A 22,300-nucleotide genomic window follows, 5' to 3' on the forward strand; every position below is an offset into this window, starting at 1 on the left:
AATGGGAACAATTTTAGACAAAATTGTAGAGCAGAAGAAAAAAGAAGTCGCAGAATTATATGAAACATATACACCGGTGAAAGAGAAACGAAACGTGCACTCGCTTGTAGAGGCGCTGCAGCAATTTACAGTGATTGCAGAAGTGAAAAGAGCGTCGCCATCTAAAGGGGATATTAACTTACACGTTGATGTAACGAAACAAGTGAAAACGTATGAAGAATGCGGGGCTGGAGCTGCTTCCGTTTTAACAGACGGTCAATTTTTCAAAGGGTCTTTTCACGACTTAGAAACAGCAAGAGCACAAAGTAACATTCCGCTTTTATGTAAAGATTTTATAATCGATAAAGTTCAAATTGACCGAGCGTATGAAGCGGGAGCGGATCTTATTTTACTTATCGTTGCGGCATTGTCAAAAGAGAAGTTAAGGGAGCTTTACGAATACGTAATTGAAATGGGGCTAGAAGCAATAGTCGAAGTTCATGATGAAAGAGAATTAGAAATCGCACTAGAATTAAATCCGCATGTAATTGGCATTAATAACCGAAATTTAAAAACGTTTGAAGTAGATTTAGGTCAAACAGAAAAGCTCGGAAAACGATTAAATGAAGAAAACGTACTTTGGATTAGTGAAAGTGGTATTCACTCAAAAGAAGATATGATTCGTGTAAAACAAGCTGGTGCGAAAGGAGTATTAGTTGGAGAAGCGCTTATGACAACTGCTTCTATAAGTGACTTTTTTAAGGAGTGTAAGGTGAGAGTATGAAAGTGAAAATTTGCGGTATTACGGAGCTAGAAACAGCAAAAGTAGCTTGTGATTATGGTGCGGATGCGATCGGATTTGTATTTGCAAAAAGTAAACGGAAAATTGCTCCAGAGCAAGCGAAACAAATCATTAATGAGCTTCCAGCGTACGTAATGAAAATTGGTGTTTTTGTAAATGAATCGGTTGAAAGTATGCAAAAAATCGCAGCAGAGTGTGGTTTAACGCATGTACAATTACATGGGGATGAAGAGGATTACTATATCAAAAGATTGAATATTCCGTCTATAAAAGCTGTAGGAGTAGGATCAGAGGCAGATATTATAAAAGCGACAAGTTATGAAACGGATTATGTTTTATTTGACAGTCCGAAAGAAAAATTTCGGGGCGGGAATGGAAAAACATTTTCATGGAAGCTGCTTGAACATATTCCAAAAGAGTTGCAGAAGAAAACGATACTAGCTGGCGGACTGCACATTGGAAATATACAAGAAGCAATTCAAACAGTTCGGCCATATATGGTCGATGTTAGCAGCGGAGTGGAAACGGAAGGAAAGAAAGATATTGAGAAAATTAAACAATTTATTATAAAAGCGAAGGAGTGTTCCATATGAAATACGCATATCCAGATGAAAAAGGTCACTACGGTATATACGGAGGACGCTATGTTCCCGAAACGTTAATGCAATCTGTTTTAGAGCTAGAAGAAGCGTACAAAGAAGCAATGCAAGATGAAGCATTTCAGCAAGAATTAAATCAGTATTTACAAACGTATGTCGGAAGAGAAACACCACTTTATTTCGCAGAAAATATGACGAAGTATTGCGGCGGAGCGAAGATTTATTTGAAACGTGAAGATTTGAACCATACAGGAGCTCATAAAATTAACAATACAATTGGGCAGGCACTTCTAGCAGTTCGAATGGGCAAGAAGAAAGTTGTCGCTGAAACGGGAGCTGGGCAGCACGGAGTCGCAACAGCAACGGTATGTGCTTTGCTTGGTTTAGAATGCGTCATTTTTATGGGAGAAGAAGATGTAAAACGTCAAAAGTTAAATGTTTTTCGAATGGAGCTATTAGGAGCGAAAGTGGAAAGTGTGGCAGCAGGTAGTGGAACGTTAAAAGATGCGGTAAATGAGGCGCTTCGTTACTGGGTTGCACATGTGCATGATACGCACTATATTATGGGATCTGTTCTTGGACCGCATCCGTTTCCGCAAATTGTACGTGATTTCCAAAGTGTAATTGGGAAAGAAACGAAGAAGCAATATGAAGCATTAGAAGGGAAATTACCAGAAGCAGTTGTTGCTTGTATCGGCGGTGGTAGCAACGCGATGGGTATATTTTACCCATTTGTACACGATGAAGAAGTTGCTCTTTACGGTGTAGAAGCAGCGGGTAAAGGAACTCATACAGAGAAACATGCAGCGACTTTAACGAAAGGAAGCGTCGGTGTCTTACATGGTTCTATGATGTATCTTTTACAAAATGAAGAAGGACAAATTCAGGAAGCGCACTCTATTTCCGCAGGATTAGATTATCCAGGGGTTGGACCAGAACATAGCTTGTTAAAAGATATCGGCCGCGTTTCTTATCATGCAATAACAGATGAAGAAGCGTTAGAAGCCTTCCAATTATTAACGAAAAAAGAAGGAATTATTCCAGCGTTAGAAAGTTCACATGCTGTAGCGTATGCTCTTAAACTAGCACCGAAAATGAAGCAAGATGAAGGACTTGTCATTTGTTTATCAGGCCGCGGGGATAAAGATGTCGAAAGTATAAAACGTTATATGGAAGAGGTGTAAATGATGGGAGTAGAAAGAATTACAGTAGCGTTTCAAAATGGAAAAAAAGCATTTATCCCGTATGTAATGGGAGGAGATGGTGGTCTAGAAAAGTTAAAAGAACAAATTCGTTTTCTAGATGAAGCGGGAGCAAGCATTGTTGAAATTGGCATTCCTTTTTCTGATCCAGTTGCCGACGGACCGACAATTCAAAGAGCAGGAAAACGAGCGTTAGACAGAGGCATAACATTAAAAGGTATCTTTCAAGCATTAGCGGAAGTAAGGCAGGAAGTGCAAATTCCATTTGTACTTATGACCTATTTAAATCCTATTTTAGCTTTTGGAAAAGATCGCTTCATTGGAAGTTGTCTTGAAGCAGGCGTTGATGGAATTATTGTTCCAGACTTACCATATGAAGAACAAAACATTATCGCACCGCTTCTCCGTGATGCGAATATCGCCTTAATTCCACTTGTTACCGTAACAAGTCCAATTGAACGAATCGAAAAGATTACGAGTGAATCACAAGGCTTCGTATATGCGGTAACAGTAGCAGGTGTTACAGGGGTTAGACAAGACTTTAAGCAAGAGATTCATAGCTATTTAGAAAAAGTGAAATCACATGTTCATTTACCTGTAGTTGCGGGATTCGGTATTTCAACACCAGAGCAAATAGAGGACATAATTACGATATGTGACGGAGTTGTTGTAGGAAGTAAAGTCATTGAGTTATTAGAAAAAGAAAAGCAAGATGAAATTTGTGAGCTGATCGCTGCGGTGAAATAATAATAAGAGGCTTCCTACTAGGGGAGCCTCTTATTAAATTAGCTTAATGGATTCTCACCAAAACGTTCTGCTAGCTCGTTTTCATCTTCTTCCCAATCGAATTCGATTTCAGGTTCAGATGGATCGTATCCTTTTTCATCTAGTAATGATGAAAATTTGTCCCATATTTCATCAGATAAAGAATAACGAAAAAACGGCCGTTAAATTAATTGAATATTTTGTCATCTGTTATATAATAGTCACAATTGTATCCTTTAAGAAATGAGATGATGGTATGGCAATATTGTTGGCTCTTATTCCTATTATGATGATTTTTGTTTGTTTATTTGTGTTTAAACAAACGTCGTTAAAAGCTTCATTATTTTCTTATGCCGTCTGTGTTGGAATCGTTTTATTTACACCGATGTTTCGATTAGGAATAGGTGAGACTGTACATGCAACAATTAAAGGCGGATTAATTTGTTTTATTGTCGGTTACGTTTTGTTTTTTGGTATTTTTTTATTTCACCTTATGAATAAAATGGGGTATATCAATCAAGTTGCGCGGTTTATGGAACAAGTTACACACGATCGGTTATTACAAATGCTCCTTATGTGTTTCGGTATTTGTCCTCTTATTGAATCAGTAAGTGGATTTGGAATTGGGTTTATGGTGGCTGCTCCTATTTTTCTCTCCCTTGGCTATAAACCGTTCCAAGCGGTGTTATTATCTTTTATCGGTTTATTGGCAAGTTCATGGGGAGCGATGGCAACCGGAACAATTATCGGCTCACAACTTATCAATATGCCATTAACAAACTTAGGATCTAGCACAGCATTATTAAGCATTCCTATTTTTGCATACTTTGTCATCCTTTCTTTGTACGTAGTTGGTGGCTGGCAAGCAGTTAAGCAAAAATGGAAAGAAGGGTTCGGTTTTTTTCTCTTATTTTCTGTATCAATCTATCTTTCTAATACATATGTAAGTGTTGAATTAGCAGGGATTTTAAGTTCAATTGTTACGATTACATATGGCTTTCTCATCATTAAAATGACAGCGAAGCAAGGAAAGGAATTTTTATCGGAGCATGCTGCAACAGTAGAACGAGAAGTTTCTATTATAAAAATTATAAGCCCTTATTTATTTTTAACAGTTTGTATCTTACTTTCTCGTCTGATTCCATCGTTACACGATATGCTGAGGTCTTATGCTGTTCTTGATTTAAACTCATACTCGTATAAACTAGAATTATTGTATTCACCTGGGTTTTGGCTTGGTATTACATGTTTATTTACCATTATTTTCTTCCGTATTCCTTCTACTATTATTAAAGAATCTATCTCCCAAACAATAAAGCAGTGGATTCCTTTCGCAATTACGACGACAATGTTTATTGCCATTTCAGAATTAATGGGTGCAGCAGGTATGCATACATTATTAGCCGAAGCAGCTGGGCAAACATTTGGAACGTTATTTGTTTTTGTAGCACCTTTCATTGGTGGAATTGGCGGCTTTTTGACAGGGAGTAACGCAGGATCAAATGCGATGTTTATAAAACTACAAATGCAAACGGCACAGAACGTCGGGCTTCCGTGGCAATATGTAACAACCCTTCAAAATACAGCTTCTTCTGTAGCGACAATTGCTTGCCCATCACGGATTACATTAGGCGCCTATTTATGTAATATTCCGTTTCATGAGAATGAATTGTTGAAGAAGACAACATTAATGATTTTTGGAGCGGTGTTGATTGTAGTTGTGGAAGTAGTTGGTTGGTATGTATTACAGTGAAAGAGTTGAAGAAATTTTCGCGGCATATACCGCTTTGTTTTCTTACAAATCTGTAAGGTTTTTGTCACGTATTTAAATAGTACGAACTAGATGAGAGCATTATAATGACTAACAATAAAGCAATTATTTTGTATCAAAAAGTCCCAACGTATGGAGGTTTAAAATGAAAAAATATATTTTATCTTTAATACCATTTATCCTAGGAATCGGATGTTTAGTTAGCTTTAATACCATCGGCTCTAAAGTCGCAGCGGATGGTACTCTTGTAGAACCATTTTATTTACTACCAATGGGTTATTCATTGTTAGCTATCGGTATTATTAGTCTTTTTGTAAGTAAAATGAAAAAAGTGACTAAATAAAAAAGGGCCTTAGTAAGACCATAGCTATCAAGTTAACAAAAATAAACCAGATGCTGAAAAGTATCTGGTTTATTTTATACTATATATACATCAATTAAAAAACCGACATAAAGCTCCTCTTTTTAGGTGGGAGAGAGCATCTGGCCATGCATAGAAGCGGTCAGGGCCTTTTCTGCCACATGCGAAGTAAAAACAGAAAGAGCAAACGAGTGTAGGTTACTTGTTATTCTGCATCGCAGGGGGTTAGATACCGAAAAATTAAAATGGATTTATATAAAATAGAGAAAAATAGTTAATTATTTACAATTATAATATGGATGCGATAAAATTAGATTCAATATTCTGATTTATAGAGTATTTGTTATACATGTAAGGGGGATGGAAATGGAGGAGCATAAACCAAAAGTTCTAGTATTAGGATCATGCCATATGAGCGAGCATGAAGAGTTATTATCTGATAGGAGACAAGCAGAAATCGAGGGACTTGTTTCTTTATTGCAGAAGTTTAATCCAACAAAAATTGCGGTTGAAGCTATTACAGACTATCAGGATAAATTAAATGATAGTTTTAAACAGTATAAGTTAGATACATGTAAGTTAGTGTTGAATGAAATAGATCAAATCGGTTTTCGAATGGCTGCAAACTTACAGCATGAACAAATTTATGCAATTGATTGGATGGGCGGAAGCGACGTTATAGATTTTGGGGAAGTACATGAATGGGTAAAAGAGAACCAGCCACAACTTTTTGAGGAAATATTCGGTTGGGTACCCGAACTAGAAGAATTAACAGATGATAAGAGTGTTTTAGACTTTTATAAAGAATTGAATGATCCAGTATTACTTAATAAACTACATAAATTATACGTAAACATGGCACGTATAGGTGATTTTGGTCATTACGTCGGAATGGAATGGTTAACGTGGTGGTACAAAAGAAATTTAATTATGTACTCTAATATCGTTCGTTTAATTGATTCGCCTGAAGAGCGCATTTTATTTATAGTAGGTTCTTCACATTGCTCTATAGTCTCCAAGTTTCTTGAAGAAGGTGAAAATTGCGTAGTCGTATCACCACAAAAGTATCTTTATGAAAACCATCATGCATTGAAGTAAAAAAGGTATCCGAGCAAACATTGCTTGGATACCTTTTTCATATTTAAAATGAACTACCCCTTCTAATCTTATAAAAAACGTAGCTTATCAATGTAGAAATACAAGAAAAAAGCAAAGCTACACTAGAAAACGCAATGATGTACATATTGTATTTCATAACTTTTCCGATGAGTTGATTGCTGTCGTATTGAAAGAGTCCTGCTACTATATTGAATAAGAATAGTACAATAAACATCGCAATTACACCGTCTACTGAACCTTCTATATCTGGCTTACTTAAAGCAATATGCGCAGAGATGCAAATTGCGATAAATAAAAATAGCCAAAACGAAGGGTTAAATAAGTTGTTCATTGTAAATAAACTTTTTAATAAAAAGAATGCTGATAAAAACATATTTTGGATCATTTCTATATTGATAGAAGTAGATTGAGTCGTTGTTTCAAGCGTATGATTAAATAAAGAATACGACTCTGGTACGAAATAGTACATTAAAAGTATTAATGCAGTAATGCCAGAGAAAATGGGACCAATACCGATAAAGAAATTACCGATTCGTTGATATATATTTCCCCGGTTATATTGATGTTGTACGTAACCTAAAGCCCCGCCGCTTGTATTTGTCGGAAAGAACTGAGTCGCTACAATTTTATGCCCAAATAATACGCACATAATCGCATGTCCAAGCTCATGAATCGGGACACCAATCCACGCTGTTAAAAGGAAGCCTTTTCTTCCGAAAGCTCTCGACCAATATGTTCGTGTAAGTGATTCTAAATAGCCTAATATAAATCCGATTACAATGATGATGCCAATTAAAGAAAACAATTGGATCACGCTCGTAAGGAATATTTGAAATAGTGAGTTTGCGAATTCCATCGTCTTCCATCCAATCTTTTTATAGTGTTAAAAATATTGTTATATATATATCAATTTAAAAAACGACATAAACCCCCTCTTTTTAGATGGGAGAGAGCATCTGGTCATGCATAGAAGCGGTCAGGGCCCTTTTCTGCCACATGCGAAGTAAAAACAGAAATGGCAAACGAGTGCAGGTTATACTTTTTATTCTGCATAGCAGGAATTTAGATGTCGAAAAATTAAAATGGATTTATATAGCTATTTTTCATAATAGCATTATTTTTATAGATTGCTAACCTATATATATTTGCTTTCGTTGTTCATTTCAAAAGAAAGATTTCATATTATTTTTCTTGTAGTCATGTTTTATGTCCAAAAACATATATTGAATTTGTAACAGCTTAGAAGATATATGCCTAAGGGGGATGATAGAATGACGTGTCCGAGCTGTAATGCGGAGAATACAGATGAAGCAAAATTTTGTGGGAATTGTGGGCGAGCATTGACAGAGCAAGTAGTAGAAAGCGGTGTGAAGGAAGAAGAGCAGCAATTATCACGAACGGCACCTGTACAGGCAAGTCGTTCAAATGAAACGGTAGAACAGGCAAAACAATTTGCGAGTGGATATTTTCAATTCTTTAAAAATGCTTTAAAAGCGCCTACAGCAATTATGAAAAGTGGACACATTGAAGTGCGAAATGGAATTGTAAGTCTTGTGCTTATTTGCTTTTTAGGAGCATGTATTTTTTATCGAATGATGAGTGCGGCGACAGCGGTTACGAGGACGCTTGTGGCGGATGTAGCTACTCCTTCATTTTTTGGAGAGTCTGCAACGGTCTTTTTCTTTTTACTAATTTTAACGATTTTTATTGGATTTATTATTTTTGTAAGTGGCAAGCTTATGAGATCATCTTTTTCTTTTTTAGAGGCACTTGGTATATGGGGAACGGTAGCGACACCAGTGGTTGCTTTATTAGTAATAGCTTTTCTTTTTAGTTTCTTATTAATCTTTTTATTGCCACTTTTACTATGGATTGCTGTAACTTGTATGAGCATGAGTACAATTGTATCTATATTAAAGTTAGATAGAGGCGGATTAGATCCAGTTTATACGCTTATTATCGCAAATATTTGTATTGGAATTGCAACATGGATTGTACTTTGGTCGTACATTAGGACAGTAATTGAGGCCTTAACTAGCGGATTGACAGGCTTTTAGTAAATAAACGAGAAAACCATATCATAGATACTATGTGAGAAAGTATTTAAAACAGGTACAGTGGTGATTATGCTGGTGTACCTTTTTCTATTTGGACGGTAAAAAGGGAGTAGATATTATATAAGGAATTTGTAAAGAAAAAAGTGTTATTTAAAGCGAATTTGGAGAATGTAAAGAGTAGAGTGGAATAAAGGAGTGGTAAAGTGAACTATGTAATTATTGGCGGAGATGCAGCTGGTATGAGTGCGGCAATGCAAATTATTAGGAATGATAAAGATGCGAATGTTGTTACACTAGAAAAAGGTGAAATATACTCATATGCACAGTGCGGGCTCCCGTACGTTATTAGCGGTGTGATTACTTCTACTGAGAAATTAATTGCAAGAGATGTTACAGTATTTCGTGATAAATACGGGATTGATGCAAAGGTGCATCATGAGGTGACACGAATTGATACTGAAAATAAAATTGTCCATGGTATACATACAAATACAAAAGATGTATTTCAATATAAATATGATCGTTTACTAATTGCAACGGGAGTTAGACCTGTTATGCCAGATTGGGAAGGGGGAAATCTACAAGGAGTTCACCTTTTGAAAACCATTCCAGATGCCCATAGAATACTGGAGACGTTAAAAGAACAGCATGTGAAGCAAGTTACGATTATTGGCGGCGGAGCCATTGGTCTTGAAATGGCTGAAACGTTTGTAGAGCTTGGAAAAAAGGTGAGAATGATTGAACGAAATGATCATATTGGCACACTTTATGATGCTGATATGGCAGCCTATATACATGAAGAAGCAGCGAAACATCATATTGAAATTTTAACAAATGAAAATGTGAAAGCTTTTACAGGAAAAGGAAAAGTAGAATGGATTGAAACAGATAAAGGAACATATAAAACAGATCTTGTATTAGTATCCGTTGGTGTAAAACCGAATACAGATTTTCTTGAAGGGACCAATATAAGCACCAATAACAAAGGGGCTATAGAAGTAAATGCCTATATGCAAACAAATGTGGAAGACATTTATGCAGCTGGAGATTGCGCAACGCACTATCATCTGATAAAAGAAACTCAAGATCATATTCCGATCGGTACTACTGCGAATAAGCAAGGCCGACTTGCCGGACTCAATATGATTGATAAAAGAAGATCATTTAAAGGAACTCTCGGAACTAGTATTATCAAATTTATGGGGCTCACATTAGCGAGAACGGGTTTAAATGAAAAAGAAGCAAGTGGACTGAAAATACCATATAAAACGGTGAAGATAGATTCAACAAATATGGCCGGTTATTATCCAAGTGCCACAAAGCTTTATGTGAAATTACTGTATCGCTCTGATACAAAACAACTGTTAGGCGGACAAGTAATCGGAGAAGAAGGCGTGGATAAACGAATTGATGTCATCGCCATGGCACTATTTCATAAGATGAGCATTCATGATTTAGAGGATGTCGATTTAAGTTATTCGCCGCCATACAACAGTGTTTGGGATCCAATTCAACAAGCAGCAAGGCGAGCGGAATAGCACTTTTACAGAAGTGCTATTTTTCGTTTTGAAAACATCAAATTATAAAAAAGAGATAGGAAATCATATTTTTCCTTGAAAAAGGTAGTGCTTATCCATTATATTTTCATATAGTATTTATTTTTTTCATACATAAGAAGTAAGATTTATAGACAAAAGGCTAGCAATGAATGGTGCAGGAGGATTAGAAATGTCGATAAATATGAAAACAGTAGAAGAATGGATTGTAGAATCAAATGCAAGACAAGAGGAGGACTTGGGAGAAGTTGTCCAAGAAATGAAGGAATTATGTATTGCGATTGATAACGCTACATTAATTTACCCGAAACATGTATTTTGTTTTGGAAAAAAAGCTGAGGTATTCTTTTTCTTCCAAGATCATGTTGTCGTTGGTCAGACGCAAGAAGAATATATTCAAGTTGAAAAATTAAAGTACGAAGATATTACAGATACAAGCCTGAAAACAAATGATAAAAATACAACATTACAGCTAGAGTTCTCTAACGGAAAATCTATTATGCTAGATAGTTTAAATGATAACTGTGGCGCGAAGAATTGGCTGTTTGCAAGACAGATTAAGAGTATATTCAAGTTGATTTAGTAGTGAAAGCAGACCTTAGGAGGTCTGCTTTTTTCATTTACACCCTACTATACAAAGGCAGCCTTTTTCCTCATGAAATTCTACATGCTGAAATCCAGTAGTATAAAAAAGGTTCACTAATTCTTCGGTTGTTTTTAAATTTTGCATATGATAATTGATTTTAAAGGTTTCAGCAACAATTAGAAAGGAGCCATTCGGTTTTAGCACGCGGAAAACTTCTTGTACATCATTCTTTAAATCAGGCCAAAAATAATGGGTTTGAAAGGCAGTAATAAGATCGAAAAAGTTATCACGAAATGGAATAGAAGATACGCTTGCTTGATGAATCATTACCTTTTCATTTTTTACATCTTTTATATTGGTTTTTATTGAATTCTCGACAGCTTTTTCCGAGTAATCAATCCCGTATATTTTTCCGGCGGGAGTCATCTTGGAAAGGGTATGTATCGTTTTACCGCCGCCGCAGCCAATATCTAGTATGACCGCATCTTTACGTACATTTATTTTTTGCAAAGCCCAATTTGTTAATCTTGTATGTGCAGTATTCATAATACAAAGCATGGAAGAACCGATGGAACCTCTAGGGTTTTTAGCCTGTTCAATTAATTTTTGTAATACGCTCAACCTTATCTCTCCTTATATATATAAAATGAAATTCTTAAATTTGTATATTCGCTTTAGATAATTCAAATCCTTTAAAAAAATCTGCCCTATGCTAGTACAATGTACGAAGCATAGGGCAGATTTTTAACTATGCAAATATCCTTTTAACCAAGTGCGAGGGCGATGGAAACCAACGGGAATTTGAATAAGAGTGGTTTTTCGAGTTGTATCAATTTCATATAATGTATCACAAAGGTTGACATCAAATCCTAAGAGCGGGTGCCCTCCCATACCCATTGAAGAGGCAGCTAAGACGAGCCTATGAACAAGGATACCGGCTTCCATTTGTTGAATCCGGTATCCTCTATATCCGAAATCATTTTTAAAATAATCTTTATTACCTATTACATGCAGACAGAGTGGTACTTGGAAGAGGTTCACATTATCCATAGTCATACCTGAATGTAGGGGATAACGAAGGTCCCCGGCTTGGATCTGTCCTAATGTGTGTGTGTTACCGTTATAGGAATAGGACCCATTTGGTATGCCGTCTACGTTATAAAAGCATCCATACAGTGAGACGCGTGCTTTTGGATGAATATGTTTTCCATCTAAATCATTTTGATAAGGAAAAGAAAGACATGCTTCTTGAAGTAAGGCAGCGAGTTGTGTTTGATTTAATTTCTTTAAGGAAAAATCTACATCAGGTGAATAACGCTTTTGGCAAACAGTTGCGAAATCGTATGATAATCGCTGCAGCTTGGGTAGCGCTAAAGTTTGTGTGTGATGTGGAACGGTTGTTTCTTCTGTTACAGTTCGAAACTGTTCTGTTGATTCTAGTATGGATGCTGCATTCATTTTGGTTATAATCGGATGCTCGGTAATATTTTTGGAGCGAACAAAGTGCTCATGTTGCAGAAGAGGAAGCTGCCCTGATAGCTCATAAGATGTGACATTTACGCCGGATATGTTATCTTGGTAAAACCATGTATCGGTACGTTGAGTAGATAAAGGAATAACAGCATACACGCTTTCCTCTTGTTCATGTAGTCCAAGTAAATGATTAATTGCTCGATCTAGAAATTGATAATACACACCAGATGTATAGCCGAATTGTTTAGAGGATTCTAGTAATTGACCAATGAGGACACCGGTATCTAGACCTTGGAGACGATAAGAAAAATTATTATATTTAAAGAAGTTTTTCCAAAACATTGTTGATACAAAGGCGGCGCCAAAACAAGCAGATAGATTGCAGCGATTTCCGAGTGCTTCCGTGAGATAAGAGTCAAAGTTTCCTTCGCGCAGTAAAACGAGGCGATGATGTGCTGCGTCATAATGGTAGATTCCATGTGGGTAATGACTGAGCTTTAAATATACATATAATTCATTTGGATATAAAGCTCCGCCAGAAGGAATAAATCTTCGAAATATACTTGCTGAGTTTTGCTCTTCTAAGTCGAAAGAAGGCTGGCACAATTGAGTAAGACCAAATGTATACCAAAGGCAATGTCCGATTTGCTCTAAAGTAGGTTCGCTAGATATATTTTGATTTCGTAATGTTAACGGTATGTCTAGAGAAAGAGGAATGACGGGTAAATTCCGGTATAATTTATAGGGAAGCGGGGCATCGTCCCAATCAACTTCCTTATTTTCAAACATAATTTCATCGATAGAAAAATGTAAATGGTGTAGAAATGTTTCTAGTTGCATCAACAATCGGCCTCCTTATTAGGAATACCCCTACCTTAATATTTAGCAAAAGAAAAGGAAGAGAGGTAGGGGGACAGAGAAAGTTCTACTGTTTAACGTTTCACTTTATCATAGCTTATGGAAATGGGTGTGGATGTTGGTTTAGTTGTTTAAATGTAAGTGGCTCATCGGTATATCCAAGTTTCATTGGTACGGTAAGTGCTCTTTGTAGTCCTGTTGTACGAGTGAGGTGATGACCAAATGTCATTGGTAACATACCAGGAATCAGTACTTTCACACAAGATAATCCATTTTTCTCTATGAGAGGAACAGTTTGATCAATGACGATGACTTCAAGTCCAGATTGGTGTAATCGATCTAAAAGATGGCGCAAATCTGAAGTTAAATCTCTATTGGTAGATTTTAGATGATTCATTTGTTGAAATGTTTTTTGTACAGTACGATCGTCGTTTAATAAAAAATGAAAGCGTTCTTCGGCCTCTGGTAAGCCATATAGCATACTATGATCTTCCATTTGGGTGACAAGATAGGGATCAAGTAAACATTGTTCGTATTTTTGTCTGTTTGTTTCCAAATTCTCATCCATGATAAGTAACATACCTGCTAATTCATGGATCGCATTTTTAATAGCCCGTAGTGGTTCCATATGGGCGCCGCCTGCACAGACGAGATTCATTCCATCTTGTTTTGTATTTTTGGCAATAGCCCATATGCTTGGAATACCGTGCTCCATCGTTGCATCAAAAACATGTAAATCATAGCCTGTAATCGTGTGCATTCGTTCGATCATCCATTGTAATTCCACATCGTCCGCAGAAGCTAGATCAAGGCGGGGAAGTGGCAATTGTGCATACCAAGTTAGCAAGAAAGCATCGCGTTCGACTATTTCTAAAATACCATGGAAAATCGCTTCTTCTAAACTACCTCCAATTGCACAGCCGTTTGAAGTTTCGTAGACAAAGGCGTCTCTGTGTCCTAGACTATAATACGCAATAGATTCCGGGACTAAAACTGGACGGTTTTGTAATAAAGAATACGCCCATACCCAATCTTGAGGGTAATCAGGATCAAATGGTTTGAACGGGAAGTCTGCTCTTCTATAATGTTCAGCTGTATGTACACCAATTGTGAGAGGATTGATGGCAGTATTTTCAAAATCTCGGTAGCTACCATGAACATTTGTCCGTTTCCCGCGAGGCGCCATTCCGCAATATCTTTCTAATCCTTCTAAAATAGCCGTTGCCTCGCTAATTGCGAACGAATGGGTTCGACCTGCAACTCCTTCATTACCGAGGAGTAACGGCATATTTACAATGACATCAGCGAATGGTAATAAGGTATGTTGCATTTTCCCGTTTAAAAGTCCAGTCCGATAATCTAAATAATCTTTAGCCAAAAATGTATTTAAATCTTTGATAGAACGACACCGGTAACTTTCATCGTTCGTTTTAAAGCTTGGTTGTAGCGAAAGTGAGGCAGCAGCTGCAGAGTCGTCACGTATTGTGCTACACACCGGGCATAGAGGATCGGGAAGAAATGGATGACGTGAAGCTTGGAATGTTTGCAAGTTAAGAAAAATTAGCTCTTCAGCTAAAGAGGTATGCCCTTTGGATAGTATCTTTTCTGTTTCAGCCTGAATAAGGTGGCACATTTGCAGTAATCCAGTTTGTGTTGCACATATATCTCGCTGTATGACATCATCTGTTTTTAAGGAATATTTCCGTTGTAATTGCCACATTTCTTTTTGGTCAAAGCTAGCGATAAAACGTCTTGCATCAGCACAATGGGAACATCCCGGTTGATTCGGCCTAACATAAGGGCCAATAATCCCTTCACCAAATGAAGTAAAGCCACGAAGCCAAGGGATGTTAGCAGAGCGAAAGATTTCTTCAGCTGTATGATGTATAGAGAGAGGAGAACCATCGTGTAATACGAGAGCGAGATGAATATTTTCAGGGAGGGATTCTTCAAGTGTATGTCGATGAATGATAGGATAGTGAACAGATAATTGCTGATTTACATAGTCTGCAAGTAGGCCGTCTCCTACAATTAATATTTTACGATCCATCAGTCTACCTCCTCTTTTATTACCACACCAATTACACCGCCTAATCCTTCTTGTAAAAATGGTTCAATTGCTAGATCGAGGATGTAGGGGTGAAGATTATGTTCTTTTAAATGCTGTAAGGCTAATTGTAAAGAATTTAACTGTGGAATCTCTTCTTCTTCTTGTACTTCAATTCTAAATGAATTTGTATATGAATTTGTATCATGTAAAAGGACAGATGAATCCCATAATATAGTAGAGTTATAGGGGACATCTTGGTTCTGGATATGGAGTAGTGCTTGTTGCAATGCGCTTCTTAGTGCTAATGTCACATTTAGATTGGCACTGCCATACCACTGATTGTGTACGCGGACCCAAACAACAGGGAAACCTAGTATTTCTTCACCAATTCCTATTTGTGGTGTCCCGTGTATGACGCGGAGTGCATCTAAGTAAAAGCGGCAATGTTTATCATGAATTTCTGTTAATTGCAGTGGCATAATTTCTTCAGTTTGACTTTGTTGCCTTGTATTCAATGTGTGTGCTAAATAATGTTGTAATGAGCGATACACCCCTTCTAATATTGTTTCTCCAGCTCCAATTCCGATAAACTCATCTTGTTCAGGAAGAAGAAAATCAATCATTTGAGTTACGTATGCTTCAATTCCAGTTAGGCCTGCTTCGCGCCTTGCTTCGTTATGAGTCAATCCGCCGCAAATGATAGTAGGGAGGAGCGTAGTAGGCCCTTCTGATAATGGATTTGCGACTTGAATATAACATTGAGACAACGGTAATTGCTGTAAGTCTCGTTCATCCCATATATGAAAAATGCCAGAAGTGCTTGAAGTTAACTTATCAAAAAAATGAAAAAGGTCGTTCGAATGATTTGGGTTTGCATGTCGTTCGAGAATTGTATCAAGGTCTTGTATCATTTCTATCGTAAAGTTTTTAGTGGCGATAAGCGGATGTTTAATAAAATGATGCCAATTGCCTTCAAGCGTTTCTAGATTTAGTAAAAAGAATTGCTTGTTTTTCTCCCTGCTTGAAGCACCTGTAACATGTTTAAATAACTCAAAAACAATAATATTTGCTAACATAGCGCCAGCAATTGGAGAGAAGGGTTCTGGTGATTGATCTTGTTGAAGGGCGGTTTCATGCATACGGTGCCATGCTGATTCCCAGCATTCTTCAGAATCTGAAGTAATGACAGGGCCTGCCAAACCTACTTGCTGCAAATATAGAACAGGAATTAAGTTTTTCTGTTCTTCTCTACAAATTGCGTGTAGAGCTCGCAATTTTTCAATATTGCCATTTTGAGATACATATAGAATCCAATCAAAAGGCTGGAAAACTTCCTGCAAAGAACAATCTCTCGTTTTATCTATTTCATGAACACATACATTTTGATCGGTAGCGTGGGCTTTTTGGATCAGTTCGTTTAGCCGAGAGCGATTTGTTGCATCAGTATCAGTAATAAGATAGTGAAATTCGGGTAACCCAGATTCAAGTAAAGAAGAAATTAATGAAGTGAAAATAGAACCAGATCCGATTGCTAAAACTTTAGCTTGTCGGTACATTTGAAATTTTAGGGCACCTGAGTGAGAGGACGTCTCTAAAAATTCAATTTGCGATGCGTACCTTTCAAGTAATGTATCCTCTAATTGATGAGGAGAATCTTGACTTACATCTCGGACAAAACCATTTTGGTACAAAAGTTCTCCAATTTCAAATACCCTATTTTGATAAGGGAGGGGGAGGCCATTTGTTAGTTCTTCCAAAGTGTGATCCCCATTAAACATAGGCATTAATTTTTCAATCCATTCATAAATACCGTTACCTTCCATTCGGAACGAACTGGAGTTATTTCTAAAATAGACACCCCCGTTTGAGTCGGGGAGGAAAAAGGTATCTTTGTTCATTTTTAGTTTTGTGGAAGCTCGCAGAGCACTCATTGTATTCCTCCTTATGAGCTAATTTTTCTAGGCGCACATTATTAGTGTATGTACTGTGATTTGTCCCTTATGAATTTGGAAAGGTTACTAGTATTTTCGTGTCCGTGTAATAAAAAAGGCTGCATGAAAGATCGAATACATCGATTCTTTCATGCAGCCAGTATGATTTAGAAAGTCTATCAACCTTCTAATAATAATGATTTTGGATCTTCAAGCATATCTTTAACAGCAACAAGGAAGCTAACTGCTTCTTTACCATCGACAATACGGTGATCGTAAGATAGTGCAAGGTACATCATTGGACGGTTTTCCATACGCTCGTTATCGATTGCAACTGGGCGTACTTGGATTTTATGCATTCCTAGAATACCTACTTGTGGGCTGTTTAGGATTGGTGTCGACATTAGAGAACCGAACACGCCACCGTTTGTAATTGTAAATGTGCCACCTTGTAGTTCTTTTAATGTAAGTTTGTTATCACGTGCTTTTTTACCTAGTTCGCGAATTTCGCTTTCGATTTCAGCGAAGTTCAATTGGTTTGCATCACGCACAACAGGAACAACTAATCCATCTGGAGCTGCTACAGCGATTCCGATATCATAGAATTTTTTAATGATAAGCTCGTCACCTTGAATTTCAGCATTTAACAATGGGAATTGTTTTAATGCTGCAACAACTGCTTTTGTGAAGAATGACATAAAGCCAAGACGAACATCATGTTTTTTCTCGAAAGCATCTTTGCGTTCTTTACGTAATTCCATGATTGCACTCATATCAACTTCGTTAAATGTAGTTAACATAGCAGATGTTTGTTGAACTTCTACAAGACGTTTTGCAATTGTTTGACGGCGGCGGGACATTTTCACGCGCTCAACTGGTTTTTCGAATTCAGTTTTTGCAACTGGAGCTGGACTTTGTTTTGGAGCAGCCGGTGCTTCTTTCGGTGCTGCAGCGTGAGCTTGTACATCATGTGGTCTCACGCGTCCAAGTGGATCAGTGCTGCGTACTTCATTTAAGTCAATTCCTAATTCACGTGCCATTTTTCTAGCAGCCGGTGATGCGATAGGGCGGTCTGTATTTGGAAGACCTTGTAAAGCTGTTGTGCTTGGTGCAGCACTTGGAGCCGCAGCTTTTGGTGCTTCAGTAACTTCTTGTTTTGGTTGTTCTGGAGCTGCTGCTGGAGCAGGTGTACTTACTGCTGCGCCGTTTGCATCTAAAATAGCGATAGTAGCGCCAACTTCAACTGTATCTCCAGGCTCTCCTAGTAGTTGTGTTACAATACCTGAATCTTCTGCAATGATTTCTACATTGACTTTATCCGTCTCAAGCTCAACAACGCTGCCACCTTTCTCAACTTTGTCGCCTACGTTGATAAGCCATTGTGAAATAGTTCCTTCTGAAATAGATTCTGCAAGCTCAGGTACTTTAATTTCGATCATTTTAAATGTCCTCCCCTTATTTGCCTAACGGTGTGTTTTGTCTTCTTTTTTCTTCGGTAATCTCCAGTTTTTAGCCCGACTTGGGCAGAGTATCTGCCCAAGTCAAGCCAGAAAAATTCATTGTTACTTTTAGTTGCTGTAAACTTCAATTTCTTGTTTATCTTGACGGAAGTTGTATTTCACGTCTAAAGAGTGTGCAACAATTAGTTCTTGCTCAGCTTTATGAGCAAATGGATCGCCACCAGATGGGCTAGAACGATCTGGGCGTCCAATGTAACCAGTTTTCACTTTATCGCCAGCTAGTTCGAACAGAATTGGAGCCATGTAATGCCATGCGCCCATATTGCGAGGTTCTTCTTGAACCCAAATAATTTCTTCTAAGTTTTTAAAGCGTTTCATAATAGATTGAACTTTTTCAGCAGGGAATGGGTACAATTGCTCAATGCGAACGATATGAAGTTCATCTAAGTTGTACTCATGTTTACCAGATTCGATTTCTGCTGCTAAATCAATAGCCATTTTACCTGTACTTAAAACAAGACGTTTTACTTTGTTTGGTTTTGTACCAAGGTTTTCTTGCTCTAAAGCAGGTTGGAAACGTCCTTCACTTAACTGGCTACCTGCTGAAAGTGTAAGTGGGTGACGTAATAAGCTTTTCGGTGTCATAATTACTAACGGTCGAACAGCTTCTGTTCCTAAGATAGATGCTTGACGGCGCAAGATATGGAAGTATTGTGCCGCACTTGTTAAGTTTGCAACTGTCCAGTTGTTTTCTGCAGCTAATTGTAGGAAACGTTCTGGACGAGCGCTAGAGTGCTCTGGTCCTTGACCTTCATAACCGTGAGGTAATAGAAGAACTAGACCTGATTTTTGACCCCATTTTGCTCTTCCTGCTGAAACATATTGATCAAATAATGCTTGTGCAGTATTTGAGAAGTCACCGTATTGTGCTTCCCACATAACAAGAGTTTCTGGAGCGAACACATTGTAACCATATTCATAACCAACAACAGCAGCCTCTGATAACGGACTGTTATGAACAGAGAATGATGCGTTAATATTAGGCAAACGATGTAACGGTGAATATGTTTCGTTTGTTTCTGTATCATGTAATACGATATGACGGTGTGCGAACGTACCACGTTGTGAATCTTGACCAGTTAAACGAATTGGCGTACCTTCTTGTAAAATAGAAGCGAATGCTAACGATTCAGCAAGTGCCCACTCAATTTTACCGTTCTCTTCAAGAGCATCTTTACGGCGCTCAAGAATTTTCTTCACTTTCGGATATACGTTAAAGCCTTCAGGCCAAGTTAAAAGACCTTCATTAATTGTACGAAGTGTGTCAAGCGGAATACCAGTATCAATCGGTTGAATTCCTCTTGCAACAACGTCTGGAACTTTAACGTGAATTGCTGCATCACCCGTATCAGCTGGTGGTACTTGTGCGTATTCAGCTTTTAATTGTTCTTGAATAAACTGCGTAATTGTTTCAACCTCATCTGCATTTAGAACGCCTTCAGCTTGTAATTGATCTGCATAAATCGCTCTTACAGTTGGGTGCTTTTTAATTTTCTTATAAACTTGTGGTTGTGTAACTGCTGGATCATCCATTTCATTATGACCATAGCGACGATAACCGATTAAGTCGATTAAGAAATCTTTCTTGAAACGCGTGCGATATTGAATCGCAAGGTTAGCAGCAGCAAGACAAGCTTCAGGGTCATCAGCATTCACATGAACAATCGGAATATCGAACCCTTTAGCAAGATCACTTGAATATTTTGTAGAACGAGAATCATAGCTATCTGTTGTAAAACCAACTGCGTTATTTGCAATAACATGAATTGTTCCGCCAGTTTGATATGCGTTTAATCTGCTTAAGTTCAATGTTTCAGATACGATACCTTGACCAGGGAATGCAGCATCACCATGAACTAAAATTACGAAAGATTTTGAAACATCTTGCTCAGGATAACCAGATGTTTTGCGATTTTCTTGAGCAGCACGTGCATAACCTTCAACAACTGGGTTAACAAATTCAAGGTGACTTGGATTGTTCGCTAATGTAACACGTGTATGTGCATCTTCAGAGCCAACAACTTGTTCTCTACCTAAATGGTATTTCACGTCGCCAGTCCAGCCAGCATTACTATTTACACCTTCTATAGTTGCATGTTTAAACTCAGCGAACATGTGACTATATGGTTTTTCTAATACGTGAGCGAGAACGCTTAGACGGCCGCGGTGAGCCATACCAATCATTACGTCGTTTACGCCGCCCTTAGTACCTTCAGCAATAACTTCATCCAGTACAGGCACAAGCATATCAACGCCTTCTATAGAGAAACGTTTTTGCCCAACAAATGTTTTATGCAAAAATTGCTCGAAACTTTCAACCGCTGTTAAGCGTTTCAAGAGAGCAGTTCGTTTTTTATTTGTTAATGGTTGACGCAAGGAATTTGATTCCACCATTTGATGCAACCACGCGCGTTCTTCACTATCTTGTACATGAGAAAATTCATAGGCTAAAGATTTTGTATAAACATCTTTTAATCTATTAATTACATCAAGAGCTGTGTGAATACCATTTGGTGCATCTGACCATACTGTTTTTGCTGGAATCGCTTTCAAATCTGCATCGCTTAATTCGTGCATGAGAGATTGTCCATCAGCAGGCTCTTCCATTGGATTAATATGAGCCGATAGATGCCCGAATGAACGGATATTCTCTACAACTTGCACTGCTTTAAGAATTTTTTCAATGTTTCCTGTGTTTTGAGGAGAAAAATTTGTTTCCTTGTTGTCCCCTGTTACGACATCTGCTTGGAATGGAGGAGCTCCAAAAGTTGCAAAAAGCTCTTGTAATTCCGGATCAACAGAACCTTCTCCCGTCATGTAACGATCATACTGTTCAATAACATAGCCAAGGTTCGGACCATAGAATTTGGCCCAAGGGTTTGTCGTTGTATTCTTCCTCGTCATTTGATTAAACCTCCCAATGCATGTAATCCTTTTTTTATACAAAAAGGATGCATTTTGCTCTTTTCATAATTGATGAACCAGTAATGAATGTAAATGTTATCTTTACTCATATGTTATTACAATAATTTACATAATACCAAACATTATTACTTATCCGTTTTGTGAAAAAACATTCACAATTACTTATCACCTAAGTTAATCTTTCATGTTGTAAACTAATTTTAAGGAAAAAACAGGTGAATTCATTTGGTATACCTGTATTTAAAACGAAAGTCGCCGGATTAAGATACAGGTTAAATTATTAGAATTTTTCGCCAAAAGGACATTTGATTTATGTATATTAAAATAATAAGCGCTTTCAAGAATATTATACAACAATATAACGGAATATAGTGTAAAAAATAAAAAATTATGAATTTATCATAAACTTTATTTCGATAGTGTTAAATATTGAAAGGAAAAATGAAGTATTTGCTTATAAGTGGTGATTATAAATAAAAAATGGTTGATAAATCGTTCGTTTTTGCAAATATAGCAGAAAAATGCTTGAAAACGGTAACGTATTTTATTCATATGTGAGAAAGAATGAAATATTTTAAAAAGATAAAGGGCATATAACAATATTAATTTTTCCTAATGATGAATGATTGCTATAGTAAATTTCTTTATGTAGATTAAGTAATGATGAAATGAAATATCTTAACAGAATAGTTTAGAGTGTTCTTATTTGTTATTATTATCTATTTTTATGATATTCAACAATGATT

Annotated in this window: 17 protein-coding genes; 10 read left to right on the forward strand and 7 right to left on the reverse strand. The window is 37.2% G+C overall.

The annotated features are described in order from the left end of the window. The first annotated feature begins 1 nt into the window (after position 1). The 7 genes from trpC (at position 2) to ACIQ7L_RS19905 (ending at position 6,577) form a co-directional block, all read left to right on the forward strand. A complete protein-coding gene (gene trpC, locus ACIQ7L_RS19875) occupies positions 2-763 on the forward strand; it encodes an indole-3-glycerol phosphate synthase TrpC (protein ID WP_400571145.1) in 762 nt (253 codons plus the stop codon). Then, positions 760-1,374 carry a phosphoribosylanthranilate isomerase gene (locus tag ACIQ7L_RS19880; protein WP_400571146.1) on the forward strand — a complete coding sequence of 205 codons (615 nt, stop codon included), beginning with the start codon at positions 760-762 and terminating at the stop codon, positions 1,372-1,374. The genes trpC and ACIQ7L_RS19880 overlap by 4 nt, the downstream gene beginning before the upstream one ends. Next, the gene (gene trpB, locus ACIQ7L_RS19885) at positions 1,371-2,564 is read left to right on the forward strand and encodes a tryptophan synthase subunit beta (RefSeq protein WP_400571147.1); all 1,194 of its coding nucleotides are present in this window, start codon (positions 1,371-1,373) and stop codon (positions 2,562-2,564) included. Before ACIQ7L_RS19880 ends, trpB begins: the two co-directional genes overlap by 4 nt. A gap of 3 nt (positions 2,565-2,567) precedes the next feature. Next, complete coding sequence (gene trpA, locus ACIQ7L_RS19890) at positions 2,568-3,329, forward strand: tryptophan synthase subunit alpha (protein WP_400571148.1); 762 nt, start codon at positions 2,568-2,570, stop codon at positions 3,327-3,329. 274 nt (positions 3,330-3,603) lie between these two features. Further along, a complete protein-coding gene (locus tag ACIQ7L_RS19895) occupies positions 3,604-5,100 on the forward strand; it encodes an L-lactate permease (RefSeq protein ID WP_400571149.1) in 1,497 nt (498 codons plus the stop codon). 163 nt (positions 5,101-5,263) lie between these two features. Further along, positions 5,264-5,461 carry a DUF3955 domain-containing protein gene (locus tag ACIQ7L_RS19900; protein ID WP_400571150.1) on the forward strand — a complete coding sequence of 66 codons (198 nt, stop codon included), beginning with the start codon at positions 5,264-5,266 and terminating at the stop codon, positions 5,459-5,461. A gap of 384 nt (positions 5,462-5,845) precedes the next feature. Then, on the forward strand, positions 5,846-6,577 hold the full coding sequence (locus tag ACIQ7L_RS19905; RefSeq protein WP_400571151.1) for a DUF5694 domain-containing protein: 732 nt from the start codon (positions 5,846-5,848) through the stop codon (positions 6,575-6,577). A gap of 43 nt (positions 6,578-6,620) precedes the next feature. On the opposite strand, the gene ACIQ7L_RS19910 is transcribed toward ACIQ7L_RS19905, so the two are convergent. Beyond that, positions 6,621-7,454, reverse strand: coding sequence for a zinc metalloprotease (locus ACIQ7L_RS19910; protein WP_400571152.1), 834 nt, complete (start codon positions 7,452-7,454; stop codon positions 6,621-6,623). A 415-nt stretch (positions 7,455-7,869) separates the two neighbouring features. Here ACIQ7L_RS19910 and ACIQ7L_RS19915 point away from each other — a divergent pair, with 415 nt between their 5' ends. From ACIQ7L_RS19915 to ACIQ7L_RS19925, 3 genes are all read left to right on the forward strand, one after another. Next, the gene (locus ACIQ7L_RS19915) at positions 7,870-8,655 is read left to right on the forward strand and encodes a zinc-ribbon domain-containing protein (RefSeq protein ID WP_400571153.1); all 786 of its coding nucleotides are present in this window, start codon (positions 7,870-7,872) and stop codon (positions 8,653-8,655) included. Between the two features lie 203 nt (positions 8,656-8,858). Further along, positions 8,859-10,193 carry a CoA-disulfide reductase gene (locus ACIQ7L_RS19920; RefSeq protein WP_400571154.1) on the forward strand — a complete coding sequence of 445 codons (1,335 nt, stop codon included), beginning with the start codon at positions 8,859-8,861 and terminating at the stop codon, positions 10,191-10,193. 190 nt (positions 10,194-10,383) lie between these two features. After that, complete coding sequence (locus tag ACIQ7L_RS19925; protein ID WP_400571155.1) at positions 10,384-10,794, forward strand: DUF3908 family protein; 411 nt, start codon at positions 10,384-10,386, stop codon at positions 10,792-10,794. A gap of 33 nt (positions 10,795-10,827) precedes the next feature. Here the strand turns inward: ACIQ7L_RS19925 and ACIQ7L_RS19930 are convergent, their stop codons facing one another. The 6 genes from ACIQ7L_RS19930 to ACIQ7L_RS19955 all read right to left on the reverse strand — a co-directional run bounded on the left by ACIQ7L_RS19930 (position 10,828) and on the right by ACIQ7L_RS19955 (position 21,533). Then, entirely contained in the window at positions 10,828-11,418 is a 591-nt protein-coding gene (locus tag ACIQ7L_RS19930) for a class I SAM-dependent methyltransferase (RefSeq protein WP_400571156.1), read from the reverse strand. Between the two features lie 123 nt (positions 11,419-11,541). Continuing rightward, complete coding sequence (locus ACIQ7L_RS19935; protein WP_400571182.1) at positions 11,542-13,110, reverse strand: SagB family peptide dehydrogenase; 1,569 nt, start codon at positions 13,108-13,110, stop codon at positions 11,542-11,544. A gap of 115 nt (positions 13,111-13,225) precedes the next feature. After that, the gene (locus ACIQ7L_RS19940) at positions 13,226-15,178 is read right to left on the reverse strand and encodes a TOMM precursor leader peptide-binding protein (protein WP_400571157.1); all 1,953 of its coding nucleotides are present in this window, start codon (positions 15,176-15,178) and stop codon (positions 13,226-13,228) included. Next, positions 15,178-17,109 (reverse strand): putative thiazole-containing bacteriocin maturation protein, encoded by a 1,932-nt coding sequence (locus tag ACIQ7L_RS19945; protein ID WP_400571158.1) that lies wholly within the window; start codon positions 17,107-17,109, stop codon positions 15,178-15,180. The genes ACIQ7L_RS19940 and ACIQ7L_RS19945 overlap by 1 nt, the downstream gene beginning before the upstream one ends. 179 nt (positions 17,110-17,288) lie before the next feature. Then, positions 17,289-18,548, reverse strand: coding sequence for a 2-oxoglutarate dehydrogenase complex dihydrolipoyllysine-residue succinyltransferase (odhB, locus tag ACIQ7L_RS19950; protein WP_400571159.1), 1,260 nt, complete (start codon positions 18,546-18,548; stop codon positions 17,289-17,291). 129 nt (positions 18,549-18,677) lie between these two features. Continuing rightward, on the reverse strand, positions 18,678-21,533 hold the full coding sequence (locus ACIQ7L_RS19955) for a 2-oxoglutarate dehydrogenase E1 component (RefSeq protein ID WP_400571160.1): 2,856 nt from the start codon (positions 21,531-21,533) through the stop codon (positions 18,678-18,680). Positions 21,534-22,300: the final 767 nt, after the last annotated feature.

It is taken from the genome of Bacillus sp. NPDC094106 (genome assembly GCF_044764345.1).
Taxonomy (GTDB): Bacteria; Bacillota; Bacilli; order Bacillales; family Bacillaceae_G; genus Bacillus_A.

What these genes read in the sequence shown, in the direction of transcription:
- trpC (WP_400571145.1), top strand. Translation starts at nt 2, where the DNA reads ATGGGAACAATTTTAGACAAAATTGTAGAGCAGAAGAAAAAAGAAGTC.
- ACIQ7L_RS19880 (WP_400571146.1), top strand. Translation starts at nt 760, where the DNA reads ATGAAAGTGAAAATTTGCGGTATTACGGAGCTAGAAACAGCAAAAGTA.
- trpB (WP_400571147.1), top strand. Translation starts at nt 1,371, where the DNA reads ATGAAATACGCATATCCAGATGAAAAAGGTCACTACGGTATATACGGA.
- trpA (WP_400571148.1), top strand. Translation starts at nt 2,568, where the DNA reads ATGGGAGTAGAAAGAATTACAGTAGCGTTTCAAAATGGAAAAAAAGCA.
- ACIQ7L_RS19895 (WP_400571149.1), top strand. Translation starts at nt 3,604, where the DNA reads ATGGCAATATTGTTGGCTCTTATTCCTATTATGATGATTTTTGTTTGT.
- ACIQ7L_RS19900 (WP_400571150.1), top strand. Translation starts at nt 5,264, where the DNA reads ATGAAAAAATATATTTTATCTTTAATACCATTTATCCTAGGAATCGGA.
- ACIQ7L_RS19905 (WP_400571151.1), top strand. Translation starts at nt 5,846, where the DNA reads ATGGAGGAGCATAAACCAAAAGTTCTAGTATTAGGATCATGCCATATG.
- ACIQ7L_RS19910 (WP_400571152.1), bottom strand. Translation starts at nt 7,454, where the DNA reads ATGGAATTCGCAAACTCACTATTTCAAATATTCCTTACGAGCGTGATC.
- ACIQ7L_RS19915 (WP_400571153.1), top strand. Translation starts at nt 7,870, where the DNA reads ATGACGTGTCCGAGCTGTAATGCGGAGAATACAGATGAAGCAAAATTT.
- ACIQ7L_RS19925 (WP_400571155.1), top strand. Translation starts at nt 10,384, where the DNA reads ATGTCGATAAATATGAAAACAGTAGAAGAATGGATTGTAGAATCAAAT.
- ACIQ7L_RS19935 (WP_400571182.1), bottom strand. Translation starts at nt 13,110, where the DNA reads ATGCAACTAGAAACATTTCTACACCATTTACATTTTTCTATCGATGAA.
- ACIQ7L_RS19940 (WP_400571157.1), bottom strand. Translation starts at nt 15,178, where the DNA reads ATGGATCGTAAAATATTAATTGTAGGAGACGGCCTACTTGCAGACTAT.
- ACIQ7L_RS19945 (WP_400571158.1), bottom strand. Translation starts at nt 17,109, where the DNA reads ATGAGTGCTCTGCGAGCTTCCACAAAACTAAAAATGAACAAAGATACC.
- odhB (WP_400571159.1), bottom strand. Translation starts at nt 18,548, where the DNA reads ATGATCGAAATTAAAGTACCTGAGCTTGCAGAATCTATTTCAGAAGGA.
- ACIQ7L_RS19955 (WP_400571160.1), bottom strand. Translation starts at nt 21,533, where the DNA reads ATGACGAGGAAGAATACAACGACAAACCCTTGGGCCAAATTCTATGGT.